Origin of the sequence: Marinobacter lutaoensis (assembly GCF_001981305.1) — a bacterium.
Taxonomy (GTDB): domain Bacteria; phylum Pseudomonadota; class Gammaproteobacteria; order Pseudomonadales; family Oleiphilaceae; genus Marinobacter; species Marinobacter lutaoensis.
In genome coordinates this window covers 121359-140789 of sequence record NZ_MSCW01000012.1, presented here as the reverse complement: position 1 = coordinate 140789, position 19431 = coordinate 121359, and the positions used below count along the sequence as shown (strand labels likewise).

Sequence of the window (19431 nt, the reverse complement as noted above, 5' to 3'; positions counted from 1 at the left end):
AGTTGGGGGTTGGCTCAACTCATCCTGAGTCGGGGGCGATTATAACCATCGGACCATGACTTGGAAACGCCAGACCGGGCCGGTGACTGTGTGCGGTGCCACCGGCCCGGGACATCAATACAGGCTGCGCGGCAGACGATACCCCGCCAGCAACTGCTGGGTGAAGGGGTTGGTGTTGCTGCCGGCGTGCAGCCGGTATCGCATCTCGCCGTCGTCCACCCGGAAACGGACATCCACCGAGGTACTGCTGACCCCTGTCAGGTCGGCCCGGTCCAGCAGTCGGAACAGGGCCCAGGGCCCGCTCTCGGACAGGCTCCGGGGCGATCGGTTGACCTGCACCGGCACCAGGGTGATACGGCTTTCCACCGTGTCCCTCAAGGTGTTGGGCCAGACCAGCGGGATGCTCTGACGCGGCCCGTGGCTGAATTCCACCAGCTGGCCATCAAGGTTCACCACGCTCCGGCGCTTGTTGTTGGACAGGTTCAGCGGTTCCAACGCAAAGGCCACATCCAGGCTGCCGCCCCGGGTGAAGAACGCTTGGCGGATCCGATCAGCCCGCTCCAGCGCCACCCGTACGTCCCGGCGCACCAGGCTCGCCCGCTGGGCATCCCCCACCTGCTCCGGATGATCCTCCAGGAACAGTTTCAGGTTGTTGTTGTAGAAGGTGGCCAGCACGCCATCGGGGGCGAAGAAGCGTTCGAAGTCCTGCAGGGTGGCGTCCCGGGCGGATTTGGGGTCGAACGGATAGTGACGGGCCAAGTTCTGCTCGAAAGGCTGATAGACCTCCCGGTACCATTCCCTCTCCAGCTGGGCCACCGCACTGTCCAGTACCACCCGCCAGCTTTCCGAGGCCAGCCGGTTCAGCAACCGGTTCAGCGGCGCCGGCTGGTTGTCCGCCAGGCGCTGAAGGGTGAAGATGGGATCCGCCCCCTGCAGCCCCAGCCGCGCCCGCGCGGCGCTCAGGGCCGCCTTGCCGGTGTCCGGCGCCTCCTGGATGTTACGCAGGTACTGATACAGGCTGGTGACCACCTCCATCACCTGGTCCAGGTTGGTCGGCCGGTCGTCGCGGGCACGCGTCAGCTGGTTCAGCTCCGCGAACTGGCGCTGGATGTCCTGCAACATGCCCAGATGCGGGGACGCCTCCAGGGCAGCACGGGCCGCCACCGCCATTTCATTGTCCGGGCTGGCCGGCGGAATCAGCTGGGTGTTTTCCTGAACCAACGCCAACAACCGCGTCAGCGGTGCGTGGCCACCGGTCAGGGTCTCCAAGATGCGCACGCCGTGGTTGAGGTCCTCGAAGCGCCGGATATCCAGGCGGCTGAGGGCGGTGCGCCAGGCGTCCACATAGCGGTCGGCGTAGCGGGATTGCAGGCTGGCCAGCAGCTCCGCCTCATCCGCCTTGCTGAAGTTGACGTCGTCCCGGCGCCCCAGCACCCAGGCGTCGATCAGCGCCAGCTCGGTGACGGAGCCGGACCGACGCAGGAACCAGGTTTCCAAGCCCTCCCGGGTCAGCAGGGCCGGCACCATCCAGGGGTTATCGGCGTCTTCGCTGTCCTCCGGCACCGGCTCGCCGGACGCATCCAAGCGGGTGAATACGGTACCAAAGCCCGGCCCAGCAGCCCGCGCCAGGTCCAGGGGAGCCTGAAACTCCCGGTTCGCGGCCTGCGCCAGATCCTGGAACACTCGATCCGGGGTGCTGACCTGCCCCAGGCCTCGCTGGGCCCACTCCACACTGCTGCGGAAGGGCGCCAGCACCAAGTCGGCGGTGCGGTCACCCGCCCGCGCCATGGCCGCCAGGTCGGTATGGTCCATGGCATAACGCAGGTGGGCCATGAGCCGGTCCTGGACATCCCGACGGCCTGGGAATGCCCGCTGCCAGTAGTCGCTCATGTACCGGGTCACCATCTCCGTACGCCGGCCACTGGCGTCATACAGCATGCGCAACACCCGCAAATGGGGCAGACGATCGCCACGGCCGGCCGGCGCCTCGCTCAGCTCGCCCAGAACACCGAACATCAAGGCCGGGAGGTACTGGTAGGCGAGCATATCCAGGTAGGACGCTTCCACTTCCGGCCCCACCCGATGCCCCTGGTATAGCCCCATATCGGTGACTCCGGGCCAGGGCTTCCGGTAATCACCGAAGGCCAGAGTGGCCTCGCGCAGCTGGTCCAGAGGGTCCAGCAGATTGCGGCCAGTGGTGTCGGGCTCGAAACCGACCGGCTGCCAGGTGTCCAGGTAGCTGCGCACCCGGTTTTCAACGGCCTGGGCCGCCTCGGCGTTCTTGAGGAAATAGTGGTGCCAGCCGGCGCTCAGGCCCAGGCCCGCAACCGTTGCCGCCAGCGCAGCGCCGGCCAGCCGACGCTGGCGTTTTCGGGCCTGTTTTCGGTTATCGCCGGCCAGGCCGGCCTCGGGGTAGATGATGTCGGGGAACAGAGCCTGGGTGAACAGACTGGCCGACTGGCCGGCGCGCTGAGCCGGCTGCATCGGCGCCGACATCCGGTATTGCGCGGCGGCGGCGGACACGAAGGCATCCTCCGGCACCCCTTCCTGCAACACCGAGGTGAAATAGGTGCCACGCACCAGCGCCGGGGTGGAAAAGGCATCGGCGGACAGCAGGTCGGCGAGGAACTGCTCCAGCACCGGCTTCAGTCCGGCCAGCTGCCGGGTGAAGGAAAACGCGGCCGCCCGCTCCTCCAGTTCCCGGGCCTGGGCCTGGGCTTCGGGCAGGCGTTGGCCCAACGCTTTCACCCAGCCCTCGTAGCGGTCGGCAAACTCAAGCAGCCAGTCATCGGCTTCCGGACCGCCCGCGAGGCGGAAGGTGAACCCCATGGGCTGGGCGCGTTCCGCCTTGGACAGGGTCCGCAGAAAGGGGGCAAACCCATACAACCGGTCAATCTTGGTAAAACAGACGTACACCGGCAGCCGCGACCCCAACTGCTCCATCAGTTCCCGCAAACGGGTGCGGAGCCGGATTGCCTCGGCCTGCCGTTGCTCGTCGCTGGCGACACTGAGCTCGGGCAGGTCCACCGCCAGCACCACGCCGTTGAGCGGTCGCTGTGGCCGGTTCTGCTCCAGCCACTGCAGGAAGTGCTGCCAGAGGCGTCGCGGCAGCTCAGCCGATACCCCCTGCTCCGGATTCTGGCTGAGCAGCCCGCCATCCGGGTCGATCAGGACGCCGTGATCTCCGATCCACCAGTCAAAGCCCAGTGGATTGCGGTCGGTGCGCTCATTACGGGTCACGTTGGTCAGGGTGTAGGTCTGTCCGGAGCGTTGGATCAAACTGGTCTTGCCGGCATCCTCCAGCCCCATCACCAGGTACCAGGGCAACCGATAGAGTCCCTGCCGCCCCGGCAGGTGGCGTTTCAGGGACGCCAGCTGCCGATCCAGCAACCGCTGCTGCCGCCGCTCCAGGGGCAGCACCGGGTCTTCCTGCTCCCGCTGCTGCTCGGCCCGAGCCTGATTGACTTTGCGCAGGCGCACCGCCAGTCCGCCGCTCCACAGGATCACCAGCGTCAGTACCGCCACCAGGGTGACCAGCGCCCGCATCTGCCAGCTGGCCAACGGATAGTCACCACCCAGCGGCCAGCGGGGGCCCAGCCACCAGGTGGCCACAATCAGGGCCAGCAGTCCCAGTACCAGCGTCACCGGTGCCGCGCGACGCACATGAGGCAGCAGCCAGCGGGCAACCGACAGAGTTTTTTTCCACATGGTTTCCATTCCCGTACGAGCTTCCATTGGTGAGGGTTCATTCATTCATTCATCCAGCCAGCCGTTCCAGCTGGCGTATCAGCCCCGGCTCCCAGTGTTCCAAGGCCAGGCCATCGACCTGGTGTTTCAGGTCCTGCATATATTGCCGCGCCAGGGCCGGCAATCCGTTGTCCTGCAGCAGCCGGGCACAGGCCAGGCGCCAGTAGAACCGGTCCCTGGGCTCCTTGGCCTCGGCCAGTCCCGATTCCAGTGTGTGCAGGGCGGGCCCAAGCCCCTCCTGCGATGCCTGTTCCCGAGCCTGCGCCAGGGCCGCGTCCCAGGGCTGGACGCCGGCGGCGCCGGCCGCTCCGGCGGGCGCGGTCCAGAGCCATGCCTCCGCCGGTTCCGACAGGAAGGGCGTACCATCACTGAAGGTCAGGCCCGTCACCGCCGGCAAGCGCTCGACGAAGTCCTTCAGCGCCAGTCGAATGGCCTCGGCGCAGTCTTCATGCCCCAGGTCGGAGGCCGCCCGGGCACTCAGCCAGTGGCCATCCAGCCAGAAAGGGCTGACGGACAGGCTTTGTTCGATGCGCTGCCACAGCGACAGATCCGCCCCCCGCTCCAGGGCCTCCCGGTAGTCCGCCACCCGGTCGGCGCTGACCGCCGCCAGATCCGTCCGCTGGCCGTCGCGGCTGGGTGGCGCACTGGCAATGGCGTGCCAGATGGCGTACCGCCGCAGCCGGTAGCCCAGTGGATTGGCGGGTTCCGTTCCGGTCAGTAGCTCAGCCACCCGCAGCAGGCTCTGGCGTGTGGCTCGCTCATTGCCCGGGTCGAGCACCAGCTCGCCCAGCGATGCCGGTGCGGCTCCCCGGGCCAGGCCGGCGGTCTCGGCCGGCTCGGGCGCGGCCACCGGTGCCGGCGGCGTCTCGTCCACCGCTGGCAGCCGCTCCAGAAGACGCCGAAGATCCAACAACGGCTCGTCCGGCAGCCCCTGTTCGCCCACCTGTGCTATCAGGTCGGCAACCAGCTCCAGGCAGAAGCCACGGCCATCCCCAAGGCGGGCGTTGAACGACAGCCCCTCGGCCGGTTTGTGGGCACGCTGCAGCATCTGGTTGAACAGCAACCGGCGGGCCCTGGCGCCGCGTTCCCCCGGCTGCGGCCAGGCCCGCGACCACCAGCTGCCGAGGGCGCCCTGCAGTAGGTACAGGGACAAGGCAAACCGTTCGCCGTCGCCCTGCCGCTGCAGGGCCAGCATCAGGAACCCCAGAACCTTGAGGTCCTTGCTGCGGCCGGACAAGATCGCCAGGGACTCCCGCTCCACCCGGCTCCAGTCGATATCGTTGTGGGCCAGGGAGCCGACCTTGCGGATTTCGTCTTCCAGAAACTCCAGTGCCGGATCGTCCACCAGGTGTTCACCCACACCCTCACCCGTCGGCAGGGGGCTCAGTACCTGATCCACATAGGGATGCTGCTCAATGGTCTGCATGTCGCCTCCTACCAGCCACACTGTTGGCGCAGCGGCGCCACCGCCTCGGCAAGGCCGGCAAGATCGAATACCAGCCCGTCCAGCGCCGGAACGCTCGCAACCACATCGATGTCCTGCCGGTGCAGCAGGGCTCGGGCCAGGCGGATGGCCGGAAGCCCCCGGCCCGCGCTGATCACGAAGCCCTCGTCACGCACCCGCCATTGGGATGCCTCACTACCCAGGCTGACCCGCACCCGCTCCGCCGCCAGCGGCTCCGGCACCATCAGCGCCAGCTCGGTGATGTTGTTGTGGCACTGCAGCGTCAGCAACGGTCTGGGGGGCTGGGTACCCAGTGCGGACAGGGTCACCAGCCAGCCGGCCAGATCTCCGGTGTCCCGGACCCGGGCTGGCCCTTCCTGCGCCTGGGCATAGGCCTGGCGCCAGCGCTCGGAGCGGTGGGCCTCGGGGGCCATGACGGGAGCCGGCGAATCGGCCGGCGTGCCGAACAGGGCGTCGAAACAGGCCAGACGCGCCAGGCGGCTCGGTTCCTGGGTACATTGGCGGGCCTCCGCCAGGACATCGGCCCGCAGCAACGGCGCCAGCAGAAAGAGCACGGCCAGCCAAGCCAGCCGGAAAGAGCCTTGTTTCATGACACAGTCACCTGATACTTCAGACATTTATGGGCCAGGGTACGTTTCGGCATGCCCAGGCTCTGGGCAGCCTGGGCCCGATTGCCGCCGTATTGGCGCAGCCGCGCCCGAATCACCGCCGCCTCGAACGCCTGGGCGGCGGCTTTCAGATCCTGGATCTCCTCCAGCGCCGGCAGTCCCGGTATCGGTATCGGCACCGACAGGGGCACGGACGCCCCACCCCAGTCGGATGGCGCTTCCGGCAGCCCATCCAGATGCAGATGTTCCGGCTGGATATCGTCGCCGGCCGGGGTGTGCAGGCAGGCCAGCTCGATGATGTTGCGCAGCTCGCGCACGTTGCCGGGAAACGGGTAGTCCGCCAGCCGGTGCAGGGCGTGGCTGGAAATGCCCATCGGGCCGCTGCCCTCCCGCTCGGTATACAGGCGGATGAAATGCCGGCTGAGCGACTCAAGGTCCTCGGGCCGCTCCCGCAACGGCGCGATCCGCAGAGGAAATTGGCTGAGCCGGTAATAGAGGTCGCGCCGGAACCGGCCATCCTCGATTCGCTGTTGCAGTGGCTGGTGAGTCGCCGCCACCAGGCGGAAGTCGGAATGGCGCTCCTCCCGAGCGCCAAGGGGACGAAACCGTCGACTTTCCAGCACCCGCAGCAGTTTCGATTGCAGTGCCAGGGGCATGTCGCCAATCTCGTCCAGAAACAGGGTGCCGCCATCGGCCTGGGCAAGCAGCCCCTCCTTGGCCTGGTCCGCACCGGAGAAGGCGCCCCGGGTGTGCCCGAACAATTCGCTTTCCAGCAGGGTGTCCGGAATGGCGGCGCAGTTGACCACCACCAGGGGACCGGACGCCCGCGCCGACAAATCATGAACGCCGCGGGCCACCACATCCTTGCCGCAGCCAGTCTCGCCCTGAACCAGTACCGACAGTTGGCTGCCCGCGGCCCGGACGATCTGGGTGCGCAGCTGGACCATGGACTCGGAGCCCCCCACCAGGGTCCGGGCCAGGCGCTCGCAGCGCCGGCGCAGGGTTTCGGTATCGTGCAGCTGATCCAGGGATCGCTTGAGCAGCCGCCGTTGCCACGCCTGGTCCCGGGTCCGCAGCTGTGCGACCCATTGGCGTACCAGCAGTTCCCGCAGGCCGGTATACAGCGGCTGTTCCACGACCCCCTGCCAGTCGACGTCATCCCGGCACAGCACCAGAACACCGAGCAAGCGGCCACCTTCATCCTGGAGCGGCTCCAGCCACAGGGAACGAGGCCGGCCGCTGGCCTCAAACAGAGCCTGGAATCCGGCATGATCAAGGCGGTGGCTGGCGGCCCGGGACAGCGCCTGCGGCTGGCCACTGCGCAGCACGTGGGCAAAGGGGTGGCTGAAATCGCCACAGTCGAATTCGCCCGCCTCGCCCAGATCGCTGCAGTGCAGGGTCCGGCCGCTCATGTCCAGCTCCAACGCCCAGCAACGGTCGAGGCCAAAGGTCTTGCTCAGTTGCCGGGTCGCCGTCCGCAGCAGGTCGGTCAGGTTGTCCTGCCGAACCAGGGCCACCGCCAGGTCGATGCCGGTGTGCAGTTCCATCTGCATCCGTCCCATGTCACACGTTTCCTGTCCGATCAATCGTCATTGCCCGTTTCGCTTCGGGCACCCTCCACCGTGCCAGCAAAACCGTCGTCGGAGACGCCAAGAATCACCCGGCCGACCGGCTCTCCGGCGGCCAGTTTCTCCAGCAAGGCCAGCGACACCGGTGGCAACAGTTCGCCCTCGATGATCGATTCCAGCATGCGAGCACCGTTTTCGCTGCGGGTCGCGCGCTCACGGATGCGGGCCACTAGGCCCTCCTCCAGCACCACCTCGGCCTGGTAGCGGTCGCGGATCTGCCCGGCCAGCCGCTCCAGCTTGTCCTGCACGATCCGGTTCAGGGTGTCCTCGGCCAGCGGCAAGTAGGGCACCACCTCCATCCGCGCCAACAGCGCCGGCTTGAAGAAACCCGACAGTTCCGGATACAGCGCCTCCTGCAGGCGTTCCGGCGCTTCGGCATGGTCGACGATGGTCTGGTAGCCCAGGTTGGAGGTCAGGAAGAACACCACGTTGCGACAGTCGATCCGTCGCCCTTCCCCATCGGCCAGCTCGCCCTTGTCGAACGCCTGGTAGAACAGGTTCAGTACTTCCGGATGTGCCTTTTCCACTTCATCGAGCAGCACCACGGAGTAGGGCTTCTGGCGAATGGCCTCGGTCAACACCCCACCTTCGCCAAAGCCGACATAACCGGGCGGGGAGCCGATCAGGCGCGATACGGTGTGTTTTTCCTGATACTCGGACATGTTGATGGTGGTCAGAAAGCCACGGCCGCCATACAGCAGCTCCGCCAGCTGCACCACGGTTTCGGTCTTGCCGACACCGCTCGGCCCCACCAGCAGGAAGGCACCCAGCGGCCTCCCCGGCCGCCTCAGATCGGCCCGTGCGGTGAGCAGATGCTGATGCAGCCGACGGATGGCCAGGTCCTGGCCACGGATGTGTCGCTCCAGATAGCTGGGCAGATGGGCGATCTTCTCCAGCTCATCCACCGTCATCCGATTGACCGGGATGCCGGTCCAGTCGGCGATGACTTCCGCCACCTGATGGGCATCGACACGGGCATGCACGAGGACTTGGTCCGACGACAGGGCCGCCAGTTCCTGCTCGATGGCGGCGGCCTCGCTGCGCGGATCCGGATGGTGTTCACCCGGACGTGCCTCCGGAGCACCGGCCTCGGCCTCAGCGCCGGCACCCAGCAGTTGCTGGCGCAGCGTCACCAGCCGCTGCACCCGCGCCTTCTGGTACTGCCACTGCTGCTCCAGCGCGGTCGCCGTCTCGGTCAGTTGTGCCTGTCGGGCGGCCAGGGCCTGCTCACGCTCGGCCTCGACCGGCAGACCCAGGACGCGCTCCCGGGAGAGCAGTTCCTGCTCCAGGGCCAGCTGGTGCTGTTCGCTGCGGGCGTGGCTGAGGCGCCGGGGCGGCGAGCTCAGGTTCAGGCTGACCCGGGCACAGGCGGTGTCCAGCACGTCGATGGCCTTGTCCGGCAGCTGCCGGCCGGCCAGATAGCGGGCCGAGAGCTCGGCCGCGGCCTGCAGGGCGCTGTCGGCGATCAGAACCTGGTGCGCCTGTTCGTAGACCGGTCGCAGGCCCCGCAGGATATGAACCGCTTCCGCCGGGCTGGGCTCCGCCAGGGCCACGGGCTGAAACCGGCGGCTCAGGGCGGGGTCCTTCTCGACGTATTTCTTGTACTCCCGCCAGGTGGTGGCAGCGATGGTGCACAGCTCGCCCCGGGCCAGGGCCGGCTTCAGCAGGTTGGCGGCATCGGCGCCGCCCTCATGGTTGCCGGCCCCGATCAGAGTGTGGGCCTCGTCGATGAACAGGATGATCGGCGTGGCCGCATGCCGGACCGCGTCGATGACCCCTTTGAGGCGCTTTTCAAACTCGCCCTTGACCGAGGCGCCGGCCTGCAGGGCTCCGAGATCCAGAGACCAGAGCTCAACCGCGCGCAAGCGTTCCGGTACCTCGCCCTGGACAATGCGCAAGGCCAGGCCCTCGACCACCGCACTCTTGCCGACCCCAGCATCGCCCACCACGATGGGGTTGTTCTTGCGCCGCCGGCATAGGATATCGATCATCTGGTCGATCTCGGCGTCCCGGCACAGCACCGGATCCAGCTTGCCATCCCGCGCCAGCCGGGTAAGGTCGGTGGCGTAGCGGGTGAGCGCCTCCGCGTCGGGCACCGGGCCGTCCACCCGCTCCGGGCCTTCATCCAGCCGGGGCTGCTCCACCGAACCTTCGGTCAGCCGGTCAAAGCCGGTGCGCAGCTGCTCCCGGTTGATCTCCCGCAACGCGGCCACCACATCCGGCATCAGGTAGCGGCCGGCGTTCAGCAGCAGTGCCAGGAACACCACCCCCGAGCGCAGCTCCCGATGCCCCAGTTCCGTGGAGGCCAGCAGCCAGGCATCCTGTAACAGCTCCACCAGCAACGGCGAGAACGACGGATAGGGATCGGCGGTTTGCGGGGCGCCGGTGAGACTGTCACCCACCTGCTGCTGCAGCCGGTGGGGTTCGATACCCGCGTGCTCCAGAATCCGCCGCACATCGGAAAACGGTGTGTCCAGCAACGTAAAGAGCAGGTGCGCGGGCAGGATTTCCGCGCCCTGGCGGCTCAGGCACAGGGCAGCGGAAGCTTCCAGGCCCTGGCGACATAGGGGATTGAGGCGCCCAATCAGCGCCGGCAGTTCGACCCGAATCACAATGATGTCCTTATCTGTCGATGTCTATTTGGGAAGTTGTTCCAGCACGCTCAGCACGCTCTGGATTCGCTCGTCCAGGGCGATCCGGTACAGGCTGTAGACGCCCGCCATGGCCACTACGAACAGGGCGGCCAGCCCCCACAGCGGCAGGCCGCCGCGCCGCAGGTGGCGGGCGGGAACCACGTTGGCCCGGGCATCCGCCAGCGGCGCCGGCTCCGGCTCGCCGTCCAGCGCTCGCAACTGCTGGTGCAGGCCACGAACTATCTGCTCGTATTCCTCGCGCCCATTGGTCATGACCTTGTAGCGCCCCTCGAAGCCAAGGTTCAGGCACAGGTGGATGAAGGCCAACATCTCCCGGTAACGGGCCGGCTCCTGTTCCATTCGGGCGAGAATGGCAAACACCTTCTCACCGCCCCAGGTCTCGTTATGGAAACGGGACAGCAGCGAATGCTGCGACCAGACGCTGTGCGCGCCCCAATCGGTGCCCAGCACCGCCTCGTCGATAAAGGCACACAATACGTAGCGGTAGGCCACCAGAGTCGGCCGGTCGTAACCCTGCTCCACCAGCTCACGATCGATGGCCGAGATTTCGTCCACCACCTGTTGGTACAGGGACTCGACGGCGTCAAAGTGGGCCAGGCGCCGAACCCGGATCACCAGCCCCAGCAACGGCGTAGCAACAGCGACCAAACGGTTCTCCTCCAACCCCTTAAGCTGGAAGCGGGTGTTGTCAAAGCCGGGGTCCCGGTCACGCTCCGTGATTGCCGGATCGGCAAACGCCAAGTCCGCGAACTCTGCCGCGGCCGGTCCGGCGCCCCCCGGGTGATCAATTACCGAATGCTCTGTCATGACTTAGCTCCTGATCGCCCAGAACTGCATTTCCATGCCCGGGAAGTTTCCGGCCACGTGGAAGGCGAAACCGCTGGCGTTCGTCATCATCTGCCACGCCTGGCTCTCATGGTCGAGGCGGAAGTACACATACCCGGCGTGATAGGGCAGCTGGCGTGGGGCTACCGGCAACGCGGTCAACGGAATCCCCGGCAACTGCAGGCTGATCAGGTCACGGATTTTCTCCACCGAGGCCACCTTGCACTGCTGCAGGAACTGACGACGCAGGTCCTCCAGCGGCAGGTCGGCCTTGACGGCCAGCACGAACTCCGCCTCGCCGATCAGCTGGTTGTCCTGCAACGGTGCCACGGTCAGCCCGTACTGCCGCTGCTGCAGCTGGATCGCCAGGGCCCGCGGCTCGAGCACGGTGCTCAGGGACTGGCGCAGCACCTGAATCAGAGGCGCGAAACACTGTTCCGGCAGGTCGTGGTCGTAGGGCACCGGTTCCCGGGGCAGGCGGTTTTCGTCGGTAAAGGTGACCAGCTCGCCACACAAGGCCAGCAAGGCCTCAAACAACCGCTCCGGATGCAACTGACGCAGACGGGCCAGGTGCTGGAACCGGGGGTGCGCCCGGTTCAACATCTGCAGCAGCAGGAAGTCGGAGACGTCGGCAACGCCCCCCTGCCCGGGCGAACCGACCCGCTCGGCAATGTTCCTCGCCCGTTCCCGCATCAGTCCGGCCATCTCTCCAATGAACCGCTGCAGACGGGGGGCCGCCCGCACACTCAGCATGGTGGGCAGAAAATTGGGGTCCATGACCAGGCTGCCGTCCGGGCGCTTCTCCAGGATGCGCCCGACCGCCAGCGAGGCATAGGCGCTGCGGTCATCGCGCTCCAGCATAAGCCGGGGTGCCACCTTGGCCAGGTCGATGGCATGGCTGTCGCCATCGATTGAGTGGAGGTCGCGGACCTCGACACTGGTCACCCGATAGCGACCGGTGACGGCAGCCTCCGGCCACTCCATCTCCGCCAGATTGTCGCTGGCCAGCGGCAGGGCCAGGTACACCACCTGGTTGGCCACGGTGGCGTCCGCGATTTCCAACGGCTCCGGCATGGCGTCCTGTTGCGGCAGGTGGAAACCTGTACCGTCCGGGAACAACCCCGACGCCCGCACCAGGCCAACCCGCCCAAAACTCAGGTACTCCGCGTTCAGCTCCAGGTCGCTGAAACCGTAAAGATAGTCGGACACCGCCAGTGCCCGTTCATGGATCTGCTGTTCCAGGTTGCGTTGCTGTTGCTGGAAGTGCTGCGGCTTGATGAACAACCCGTCACTCCAGACCACTCGATTGGTGACGGACATCAGGACTCTTCCGAATGTTTGAGTTGAACTTCCCGTTCCCGGAGATTGATCAGCAGGTGGTAACGACCGCCGATCGGGTCCACCTTCACCACCTTCTTCCACTGCGACAGGTTGGGGAACGCGTAGAATGCGATGACGCCGATGTAGCGTGTCTCGGCGCTGATTTCGAAGGGCTCGACGAACTTGAACTGGCCGGGCACCAGGGAGTAGTCGCTGTGATCGACGTAGTTCTGCCCCAGCGATTCCTCCAGGTCATTCAGCAGCTGGTCGAAGTCCCCCGCCATCAGCAGCGAGCTGTCCCGCAGTTCAATGACCTGAAAGGCGATCGGCGTGGGCGCGAGGGACACATTCGGGTTGACGTTCGGCTCGGCGACCATGGTGAGGTCCACGCGGCTGGGCTGGTCCTCCGGATACCCCACGGGAATGTCCGGGTCCCAGAGGACCTTGGCGGTCTTGGTCACCGCCTTGTAGGGGGTGCTGCAGCCGACCAGCAACAACACCAGGATCAGCAAACTCCATTTGCCTTGATTCACGACAGATTCTCCCTTTGCAATTGACGCATGTGTTGGTCGTACGCCTGGTCGAACACCTCCTGGAACAGACGTTCGAAGCCCTGCTGACGACGCGACTTCAGTTCCTCGTAGTAATGCTGGTACATGTCCCAGGCCCAGCGGCCTTCGTCCTCCCCTGCCCGCAGCCCTCGGCGGTAACCGTGAAACCGGCGCAGCAGCGCCTGCGGCGAGAACGCATGCAGGACGGCGTCCAGCGCTTCCCGGATGGCGGCCTGGGTGGCCTGCTGGTGGCAGTCCAGGCTGGCCAGGCTTTCCCGCACCGCGGCCGGTGCCGACAGGTGCACTGGGCTGCGCTGGCCGGCGAACAGGGTCTGCACCGTGTGTGCATAGTCCTGCCCCAGCCGTAGCGGATTGTCCTCGATCGGCTGCCAGCGGGTGCGCAAGGCCCGGTGGCGACGGTCCTCCCCCTGATGCAGCGCCAGCAGCCCCTCCAGGGTAGCTTTCAGAGTGGCCCCCGCCTCTTCCAGAAACAGGCTCATGGCCTCGGTATCCTCGAACCCGATCTCGACGCCCAGCCCCCGCAGCAGGGGCGCGCCGCTAAGGTGCTGGCGGCTGTTGTCGACCGCCACGCCCTCGTTCCGCCGGTCGCACACTCGGTTCGCCCCTTCCGCCGAGCGCTGCCGACCGATCACCGGCAGCTCCATGACACCGTCGCGGGCCTCGCGGTAGGCATCGCCCTCGCGTTCGGCCACCGCCCCGACACCGGGGTGCGGGCACCAGTCCGGCAGTGGGTCTTCGGGCTGGCCCGGCGCCGGCTGCAACCGGCCCAGAGGCTCTCCCCCGTCCCGCTCCGCCGCCGGACCCGAACGCAGCAGACCGGTCTCGTCACCGACCGGCGGCAGCATCGACGTCTCGTCGTCCGTCGGCGCCGACCAGGACTGGGCAACCCGCCCGTTCATGTCTGCCCGCAGCCGATAGCCGCCCAAGCGGATCTCGTCACCCTGCTGCAACCGGGCCCGACGCCCCCGACCCACCGGTTCGCTGGCACTGTTGATGTAGGTCCGGCCGCTGCGGTCGATCAGGCAAAAGGCGCCATCCGCCCAGCGCACTTCGGCATGACCGGGCATTATGCCGGTGCCCTGGGCGGACAGGCGCCAAGTGTCGCTGCTGGCGCTGCCGATCGAGCCGCCCTGCACGCCAAAGGTGCAGGCCGGTTCGGGAGTGGTGGGTACCGCTGACGCATTGGCGATGGTCAGGGTCAGTGTCGGTGTGTTTGCGTGTTCCATCGTGTCCTTCCCTGGCGTGTATCAGCGCCGGATCTGCAGGCGCACCGCCGGTCGGCGGCTGGCCTTGTCCGGCGTTACGAACGAGTTCCAGCCGAGACGGGCTTCCGTCCCCAGCTGCAGTGGCCGGATGTCCCGGGGACGCATCTGCAGCTCCAGATCGTAGGCCAGCTGCTCGCGCATGATGAATTCCACCAGCTTGACCAGGCGCTGGTGGTCCCGGCCATTCGGCAGGAAGTCGGCGAACCGCTGGCGGCTCAGGTTGCGCAGCCGCAACACGAACTTGCCGCTGCGGTCGCGAACCGATGCGCCCACCAGCGTGGTCTCGCCCAGGCAGGCATTCGCCCGGCCCAACCGGGTCTGTTGAGACTCGTCGATAGCCACCTTGCGCAACACCCAGGACTCGATGCTGACATCGTCCAGGTCGAAGCAGTGGGCGACAATGCCCGTCACCACCTCCGGCGAGCGGCTGCGACCGGCCATCAGCCCGGCATAGGCCAGCATCTTGGACCAGTTCACCGGCGTCGCCGAGCGTACCCCGGGGTCACCAAGCCCGACCAGCGCAAACACCAACTCGGAGAAGCCGTCACGGGCACCGGGTTGGAACCGGACGTAGTAGCGATACTTGCGCCAGGCACGGTGCAGCAGGGTTACCAGGCGATGATTGAAAAAGTCGAGAAAGTGGCGACGTACCCCCTGCTCCTGACTCGCCTCCCAGGCCAAGTCTTCCAGATAGTAACCCGGCAAAGGAGACTGGGCGCCGTGCAGGCCGAGAAAGCTCACCTGCAGGTGGTAAGGCGCGTGCTCATGGGCCGGCGACGCGGCGGACACCACATCGCTGCCAGGAAAGCCCAACCCGGCAGTGGCGCTGAAGCGAATGCGCTCGGTCCGGGAGGGTGTGTCCCGGGACCGCTCCAGGTCATCCCCGTGATGCCGGTGAATCAGGTCCACCAGCTGGAAGAAACTGTAGCGGCGAGCATTGCCGAGCACGGGTTGCAACCCGGCTACATCAGCGGCTGCTGACCTTGCTGTAACGTCCATGTGTACCGTTCCTGATTGTCCGTATTCACCACATCCAGCTGGTGAAAGGCATTGATGCTGGCGTACAGAGCAAAAAACCGGCTGAGCACCGTGCCAAACAGATAGAGATCCCCTTCGCTGGCGAAACCCTGCTGGTCCAGGTACAGCTCCGAGCGGATGCCCCGCACCGGCAATCCCCGAATCATCCGGTCCACCGGCCGGGTTTCAATGGCGTTGATCGCTGCCAGCCGCTGCTGGGCGATACGCTCGGCCTGCCGGTCCACCAACGCCCGGAAATCGTAGACCCGAAGCACCGTGCGCAAGGCATCCACATCCAGCATCGACAGATAGTTCAGCGACAGGTTGGACACCAGTGTCCACAGCAGACTGCCATCCAGGGTCGGGCGCACCGTGGCGGTGGGCCGGGTGATGTTGCTGAAGGTGGCGAAGGCCGGTGACGTCTCGGTGGCCATGCAGATGTCCCCCACCGCCAGCTGTCGGGGCAACTCCCGGTTGGTACAGGTCAGGGTGAGGGAAACCGCCTCCTGGCGCCCCAGACACGCCGACTCGTCACCCCGCACGAAGGCGATGTGATGGTCGAAGCCATCCCCGCGCACACTGTCCCGGACCCGCACCCGGTAGTACAGGGCGGTACGGCCCCGGTCCCGTTCCACCTCGTGCTGGAAACTCTCGAAGGCGGTATAGACTCGGGGTTCGGCGCGGCCGCTACGCCCTTCCAGCCATCCTTCCACCCGGTCCACGCTAAACACCTCGTAGTGGTCCGGCGACCGGCTCGACGGCTGAATCCGGTACTCGGTCTGGCGACCGTTCAGGTCCACCGGCTCGCCCTCGTGGCTGAACAGGTTGATGGCCGGGGTGCAGTGGAGCTGGAACGCATCCCGGGTAATCCGGGCATCCGCCGGCAAAATCCGGTTAAAGTGGAAACGCAACCGCATCTCGTCCGCTGGCAATGCCGGCAACCGGCTTGCCAGCGACTGCACATCCACAAAGCGGAAGGCTTCCGGATAGCTCAGGTATTCCTGCAGGATCCGATAACCGGGAAAGGCGTTGCGGGGATACGGCAGCAGCGCCTCCTCTTCCGCGAAGCCCACCGGCTGCAGCGCCGACGCCGGCAACCGGCAGATTTGCCCGGCCACCTCCAGCTCGATACCGCTCAGGTAATGGTTGAGCCACAGATACAGGGTCTGGGCGGTGTAGTCGTCGGCCCCCAGATAAAACCGGAGCGGGTCCAGCCCCAGGGCATTGAGCGGCTGATCGGTATGCAGCGCAAGGTCCACGGTGACCGAGGACACCTCGCGGGAATGCTCCGCCGTTACCTCGGCCACGGTCATCGGAAACACGGCCACCGACCGGCAGGTCCGGAACCGGCACTGAGTCTGACGCCCGGGATCGCCCAGGGGGCGGCTCTTCACCTCGGTGTGCCGTGCCACCACTTGGCGCTCGCTGATGGCATGCAGCTGCGGATCGAACCGCAGGACGGTGCCGCTGGGCACCGGCCTCAGGTAGTTCGGCCATAGCATGTTCAGCAGCGAGTGCGTCAGTTCGGGGAACTCATCCTCCACCTTTTCCCGCAGTTTGCCGGTCAGGAACGCAAATCCCTCCAGCAGTCGCTCCACATCCGGATCGGTGCTTTGCTCGGAGAGAAAGCGGGTCAGCTGCGGGTGAGCCTCGGCAAACTCCCGTCCCTGCAGCCGCAAAAAGCTCAGTTCGTCCCGGTAAAACCGATTCAGTTTCATCGTGATTGCACCCTTGTCGGCCGAAGGTGACGCCGGTTCACCGAGCCGGCTGCACCTTCATTCCATGCCGTCTAGACCACGCGATAGTAGCGTTTGTCGTCCAACACCAGGTCAATGGTGGTCCGGTCGTCGCCGTCTGCGACATTCAGATACACCGTGACCTGAAACCTCAGTTGCAAGGGATCCGGCCCCTGGGGCAGATCCACCACCTCCACCCGTCGAACCCGGGGTTCGAAGGTTTCGATGCAGCGGCGGATCGCGCCCCGGATCTGCAGTTTCAGGTCGTGGGTGCCAAGGGTGGCGTCGTTGAAATCCAGCAACCCCAGGTCTGGCGCACTGGCACTGTTGCCCGGATGCGCGTTCAGCAGCCGCACCAAGTGTCGCTTGATGGACTCGATGACATGGCCACCCGCATCAGGCTCGGTGCCGGCGGCCTGCTCCAGACGTTCGAACAGGCTGCCCCCGCCTGGGGATGCCCCCCCGGGGACGTTGCCACCACCCAGCATTGGCTCAGTCCTTGTCCAGTCGACCGACCAGCGACAGCTCGAAGTTAGCCCCCATATACTTGAAGTGAGGCCGAACCGCGAGCGAGACCTGGTACCAGCCCGGATCCCCGTCAACATCGGAGACGGTGATCTTCGCGGCCCGCAGCGGACGCCGGCTACGCACTTCTGCGGGCGGGTTTTCCTGATCGGCCACGTACTGGCGAATCCAGGCATTCAGCTCCCGCTCCAGGTCCTGGCGTTCCTTCCAGGACCCGATCTGCTCGCGCTGCAGCACCTTGATGTAGTGCGCCAGGCGGTTGACGATCATCATGTACGGCAGCTGGGTGCCCAGTTTGTAGTTGGTCTCCGCTTCCTTGCCTTCCTTGGTGTTCGGGAACAGCTTGGGCTTCTGTACCGAGTTGGCGGAGAAGAAGGCGGCGTTGTCACTGCCCTTGCGCATGGTCAGGGCAATGAAGCCTTCATCGGCCATCTCGTATTCGCGGCGGTCGGTGATCAGTACCTCAGTGGGAATCTTGGCTTCGAGCTGACCGAACGCTTCGAAGGTGTGAACCGGCAGGTCCTCCACCGCACCACCACTCTGCGGACCGATGATGTTCGGGCACCAACGGTACTTGGCAAAGCTTTCGGTGAGGCGGGTAGCCAACAGGAAGGCGGTGTTGCCCCAGAGGTAGTGCTCGTGGTCCCCGGACACATCTTCCTTGTAGTTGAAGCTGCGTACCGGGTTCTCGCTGGGGTCGTAGGGCACCCGCAGCAGGAACCGGGGCGCCGTCAGGCCCAGGTAGCGGGCATCCTCGGACTCACGCAGAGCGCGCCACTTGGCGTATTTCGGTCCCTCGAACACGGCTTTCAGTTCCTTGATCGCCGGCAGTTCCTGATAGCTGTCGACACCGAAGAAGCTCGGCGCCACCGAGGACAGGAAAGGCGCGTGGGCCATGGCGCCAACCGAGGCCACATACTGCAGCAGCTTCATATCCGGCGTCGCGGGCGTGAACGCGTAGTTGCCAATCACCGCCCCCACCGGCTCGCCACCGAACTGGCCGTATTCGTTGGAATAGATGTGCTTGTAAAAACCGGTCTGGGTCACATCCGGCGCGAACTCGAAGTCCTCCAGAAGCTCCGCCTTGGTGGCATGCAGGATGTCGACCTTGATGTTCTCACGGAAGTCGGTGCGATCGACCATCAGCTTCAGGCCACGCCAGGCCGATTCCAGTTCCTGCAGCTCCGGCGCGTGCAGGATCGCATCCATCTGGGCACTGATCTTGCGATCCAGTTCCACCACCATCTGGTCCACCAGAGCCTTGTTGACCGGCTGACCTTTTTCATCGCTTTTCAAAAGGTTGGCAATGAACGTCGCCACGCCCTTGCGGGCAATATCATAACCTTCGTCGGCGGGTGCCATGCGGCTGTTGGCCATCACCTGATCCAGCAGGGAGCCTTCGGCCACGGTTTCGGAAGCAGCAGAATGCTGCACAGCAGTATCGGACATACCAAATCCCTTCAGTACGTGATGAGCGTTAGGGGTGTCACCGCGAATGCGGCGGGGTGATTACTGGCCGTCGGTGGCCAGTTCCAGCTCAGCCAACAGTTTGGCCCGGGCGTCGTCGTTATCCAGCAGCTCCTGCAGCTTGGTACGGAACGCCGGCACGTTGCCCAGAGGTCCCTTGAGTGCGACCAGGGCTTCCCGCAATTCGATCAGCTTGCGAAGCTCGGGCACCTGCCGGGCGATGCTGTCCGGAGAAAAGTCCTCCAGCCCCTGGAATTCCAGGTTTACCGGCAGATCGTCGGCACCGTCCTCCAGCTGGTTGGGCACCGTGGTGGACAGGGTCAGACCGGCTTCCTTCATGACCGAACGGAAATTGTTCTTGTCAACGGAAATGGCCTTGCGTTCCTCGATGGGGGTATCTTCGGCGTGTCCCTTGAAATCGCCAACCACGAACAGCTTCAGCGGCAGTTCGGTTTCAGCCTGCTGATCTCCGGTGGCGGGGACGTATTTGATATTGATGCGCTCTTTAGGCGCGACGGAACCGTCTTTGGACGACATGGTGGCGTGCTCCCTGTGTGCAAGTCATTTGCAAGTGTTCAGTCCCTTGTGCCTACCCTCCTGGC

The 19431-nt window shown here is 65.7% G+C and carries 14 protein-coding genes; all 14 read right to left on the bottom strand.

The genetic code is table 11. The annotated features are described in order from the left end of the window. Positions 1-114 precede the first annotated feature (114 nt). The 14 genes from tssM to tssB all read right to left on the bottom strand — a co-directional run bounded on the left by tssM (position 115) and on the right by tssB (position 19366). Positions 115-3717 carry a type VI secretion system membrane subunit TssM gene (gene tssM / locus BTO32_RS17115; RefSeq protein WP_084206895.1) on the bottom strand — a complete coding sequence of 1201 codons (3603 nt, stop codon included), beginning with the start codon at positions 3715-3717 and terminating at the stop codon, positions 115-117. Positions 3718-3757: 40 nt separating this feature from the next. Then, positions 3758-5173 (bottom strand): type VI secretion system protein TssA, encoded by a 1416-nt coding sequence (gene tssA / locus BTO32_RS17110; RefSeq protein WP_076725877.1) that lies wholly within the window; start codon positions 5171-5173, stop codon positions 3758-3760. A gap of 8 nt (positions 5174-5181) precedes the next feature. Further along, on the bottom strand, positions 5182-5802 hold the full coding sequence (gene vasI, locus BTO32_RS17105) for a type VI secretion system-associated protein VasI (RefSeq protein ID WP_076725876.1): 621 nt from the start codon (positions 5800-5802) through the stop codon (positions 5182-5184). Then, entirely contained in the window at positions 5799-7373 is a 1575-nt protein-coding gene (locus tag BTO32_RS17100; protein WP_076725886.1) for a sigma-54-dependent Fis family transcriptional regulator, read from the bottom strand. The genes vasI and BTO32_RS17100 overlap by 4 nt, the downstream gene beginning before the upstream one ends. A gap of 29 nt (positions 7374-7402) precedes the next feature. Beyond that, on the bottom strand, positions 7403-10060 hold the full coding sequence (gene tssH / locus BTO32_RS17095) for a type VI secretion system ATPase TssH (protein WP_076725875.1): 2658 nt from the start codon (positions 10058-10060) through the stop codon (positions 7403-7405). A gap of 24 nt (positions 10061-10084) precedes the next feature. After that, on the bottom strand, positions 10085-10909 hold the full coding sequence (gene icmH / locus BTO32_RS17090) for a type IVB secretion system protein IcmH/DotU (RefSeq protein ID WP_076725874.1): 825 nt from the start codon (positions 10907-10909) through the stop codon (positions 10085-10087). A gap of 3 nt (positions 10910-10912) precedes the next feature. Next, the gene (gene tssK, locus BTO32_RS17085) at positions 10913-12247 is read right to left on the bottom strand and encodes a type VI secretion system baseplate subunit TssK (RefSeq protein WP_076725873.1); all 1335 of its coding nucleotides are present in this window, start codon (positions 12245-12247) and stop codon (positions 10913-10915) included. Then, positions 12247-12780, bottom strand: a complete 534-nt coding sequence (gene tssJ, locus BTO32_RS17080) for a type VI secretion system lipoprotein TssJ (RefSeq protein ID WP_076725872.1) — start codon at positions 12778-12780, stop codon at positions 12247-12249. The genes tssK and tssJ overlap by 1 nt, the downstream gene beginning before the upstream one ends. Beyond that, positions 12777-14045: a type VI secretion system-associated FHA domain protein TagH gene (gene tagH, locus BTO32_RS17075; protein ID WP_076725871.1), complete on the bottom strand. Its 1269-nt coding sequence runs from the start codon at positions 14043-14045 to the stop codon at positions 12777-12779. The genes tssJ and tagH overlap by 4 nt, the downstream gene beginning before the upstream one ends. A gap of 21 nt (positions 14046-14066) precedes the next feature. Next, on the bottom strand, positions 14067-15083 hold the full coding sequence (gene tssG, locus BTO32_RS17070; protein WP_076725870.1) for a type VI secretion system baseplate subunit TssG: 1017 nt from the start codon (positions 15081-15083) through the stop codon (positions 14067-14069). After that, entirely contained in the window at positions 15047-16819 is a 1773-nt protein-coding gene (gene tssF, locus BTO32_RS17065) for a type VI secretion system baseplate subunit TssF (RefSeq protein ID WP_076725869.1), read from the bottom strand. The genes tssG and tssF overlap by 37 nt, the downstream gene beginning before the upstream one ends. A 71-nt stretch (positions 16820-16890) precedes the next feature. Further along, positions 16891-17325, bottom strand: a complete 435-nt coding sequence (tssE, locus tag BTO32_RS17060; protein ID WP_076725868.1) for a type VI secretion system baseplate subunit TssE — start codon at positions 17323-17325, stop codon at positions 16891-16893. 4 nt (positions 17326-17329) lie between these two features. After that, a complete protein-coding gene (tssC, locus tag BTO32_RS17055; protein WP_076725867.1) occupies positions 17330-18811 on the bottom strand; it encodes a type VI secretion system contractile sheath large subunit in 1482 nt (493 codons plus the stop codon). Positions 18812-18871: 60 nt separating this feature from the next. After that, on the bottom strand, positions 18872-19366 hold the full coding sequence (tssB, locus tag BTO32_RS17050) for a type VI secretion system contractile sheath small subunit (RefSeq protein ID WP_076725866.1): 495 nt from the start codon (positions 19364-19366) through the stop codon (positions 18872-18874). Between the last annotated feature and the right edge of the window lie 65 nt (positions 19367-19431).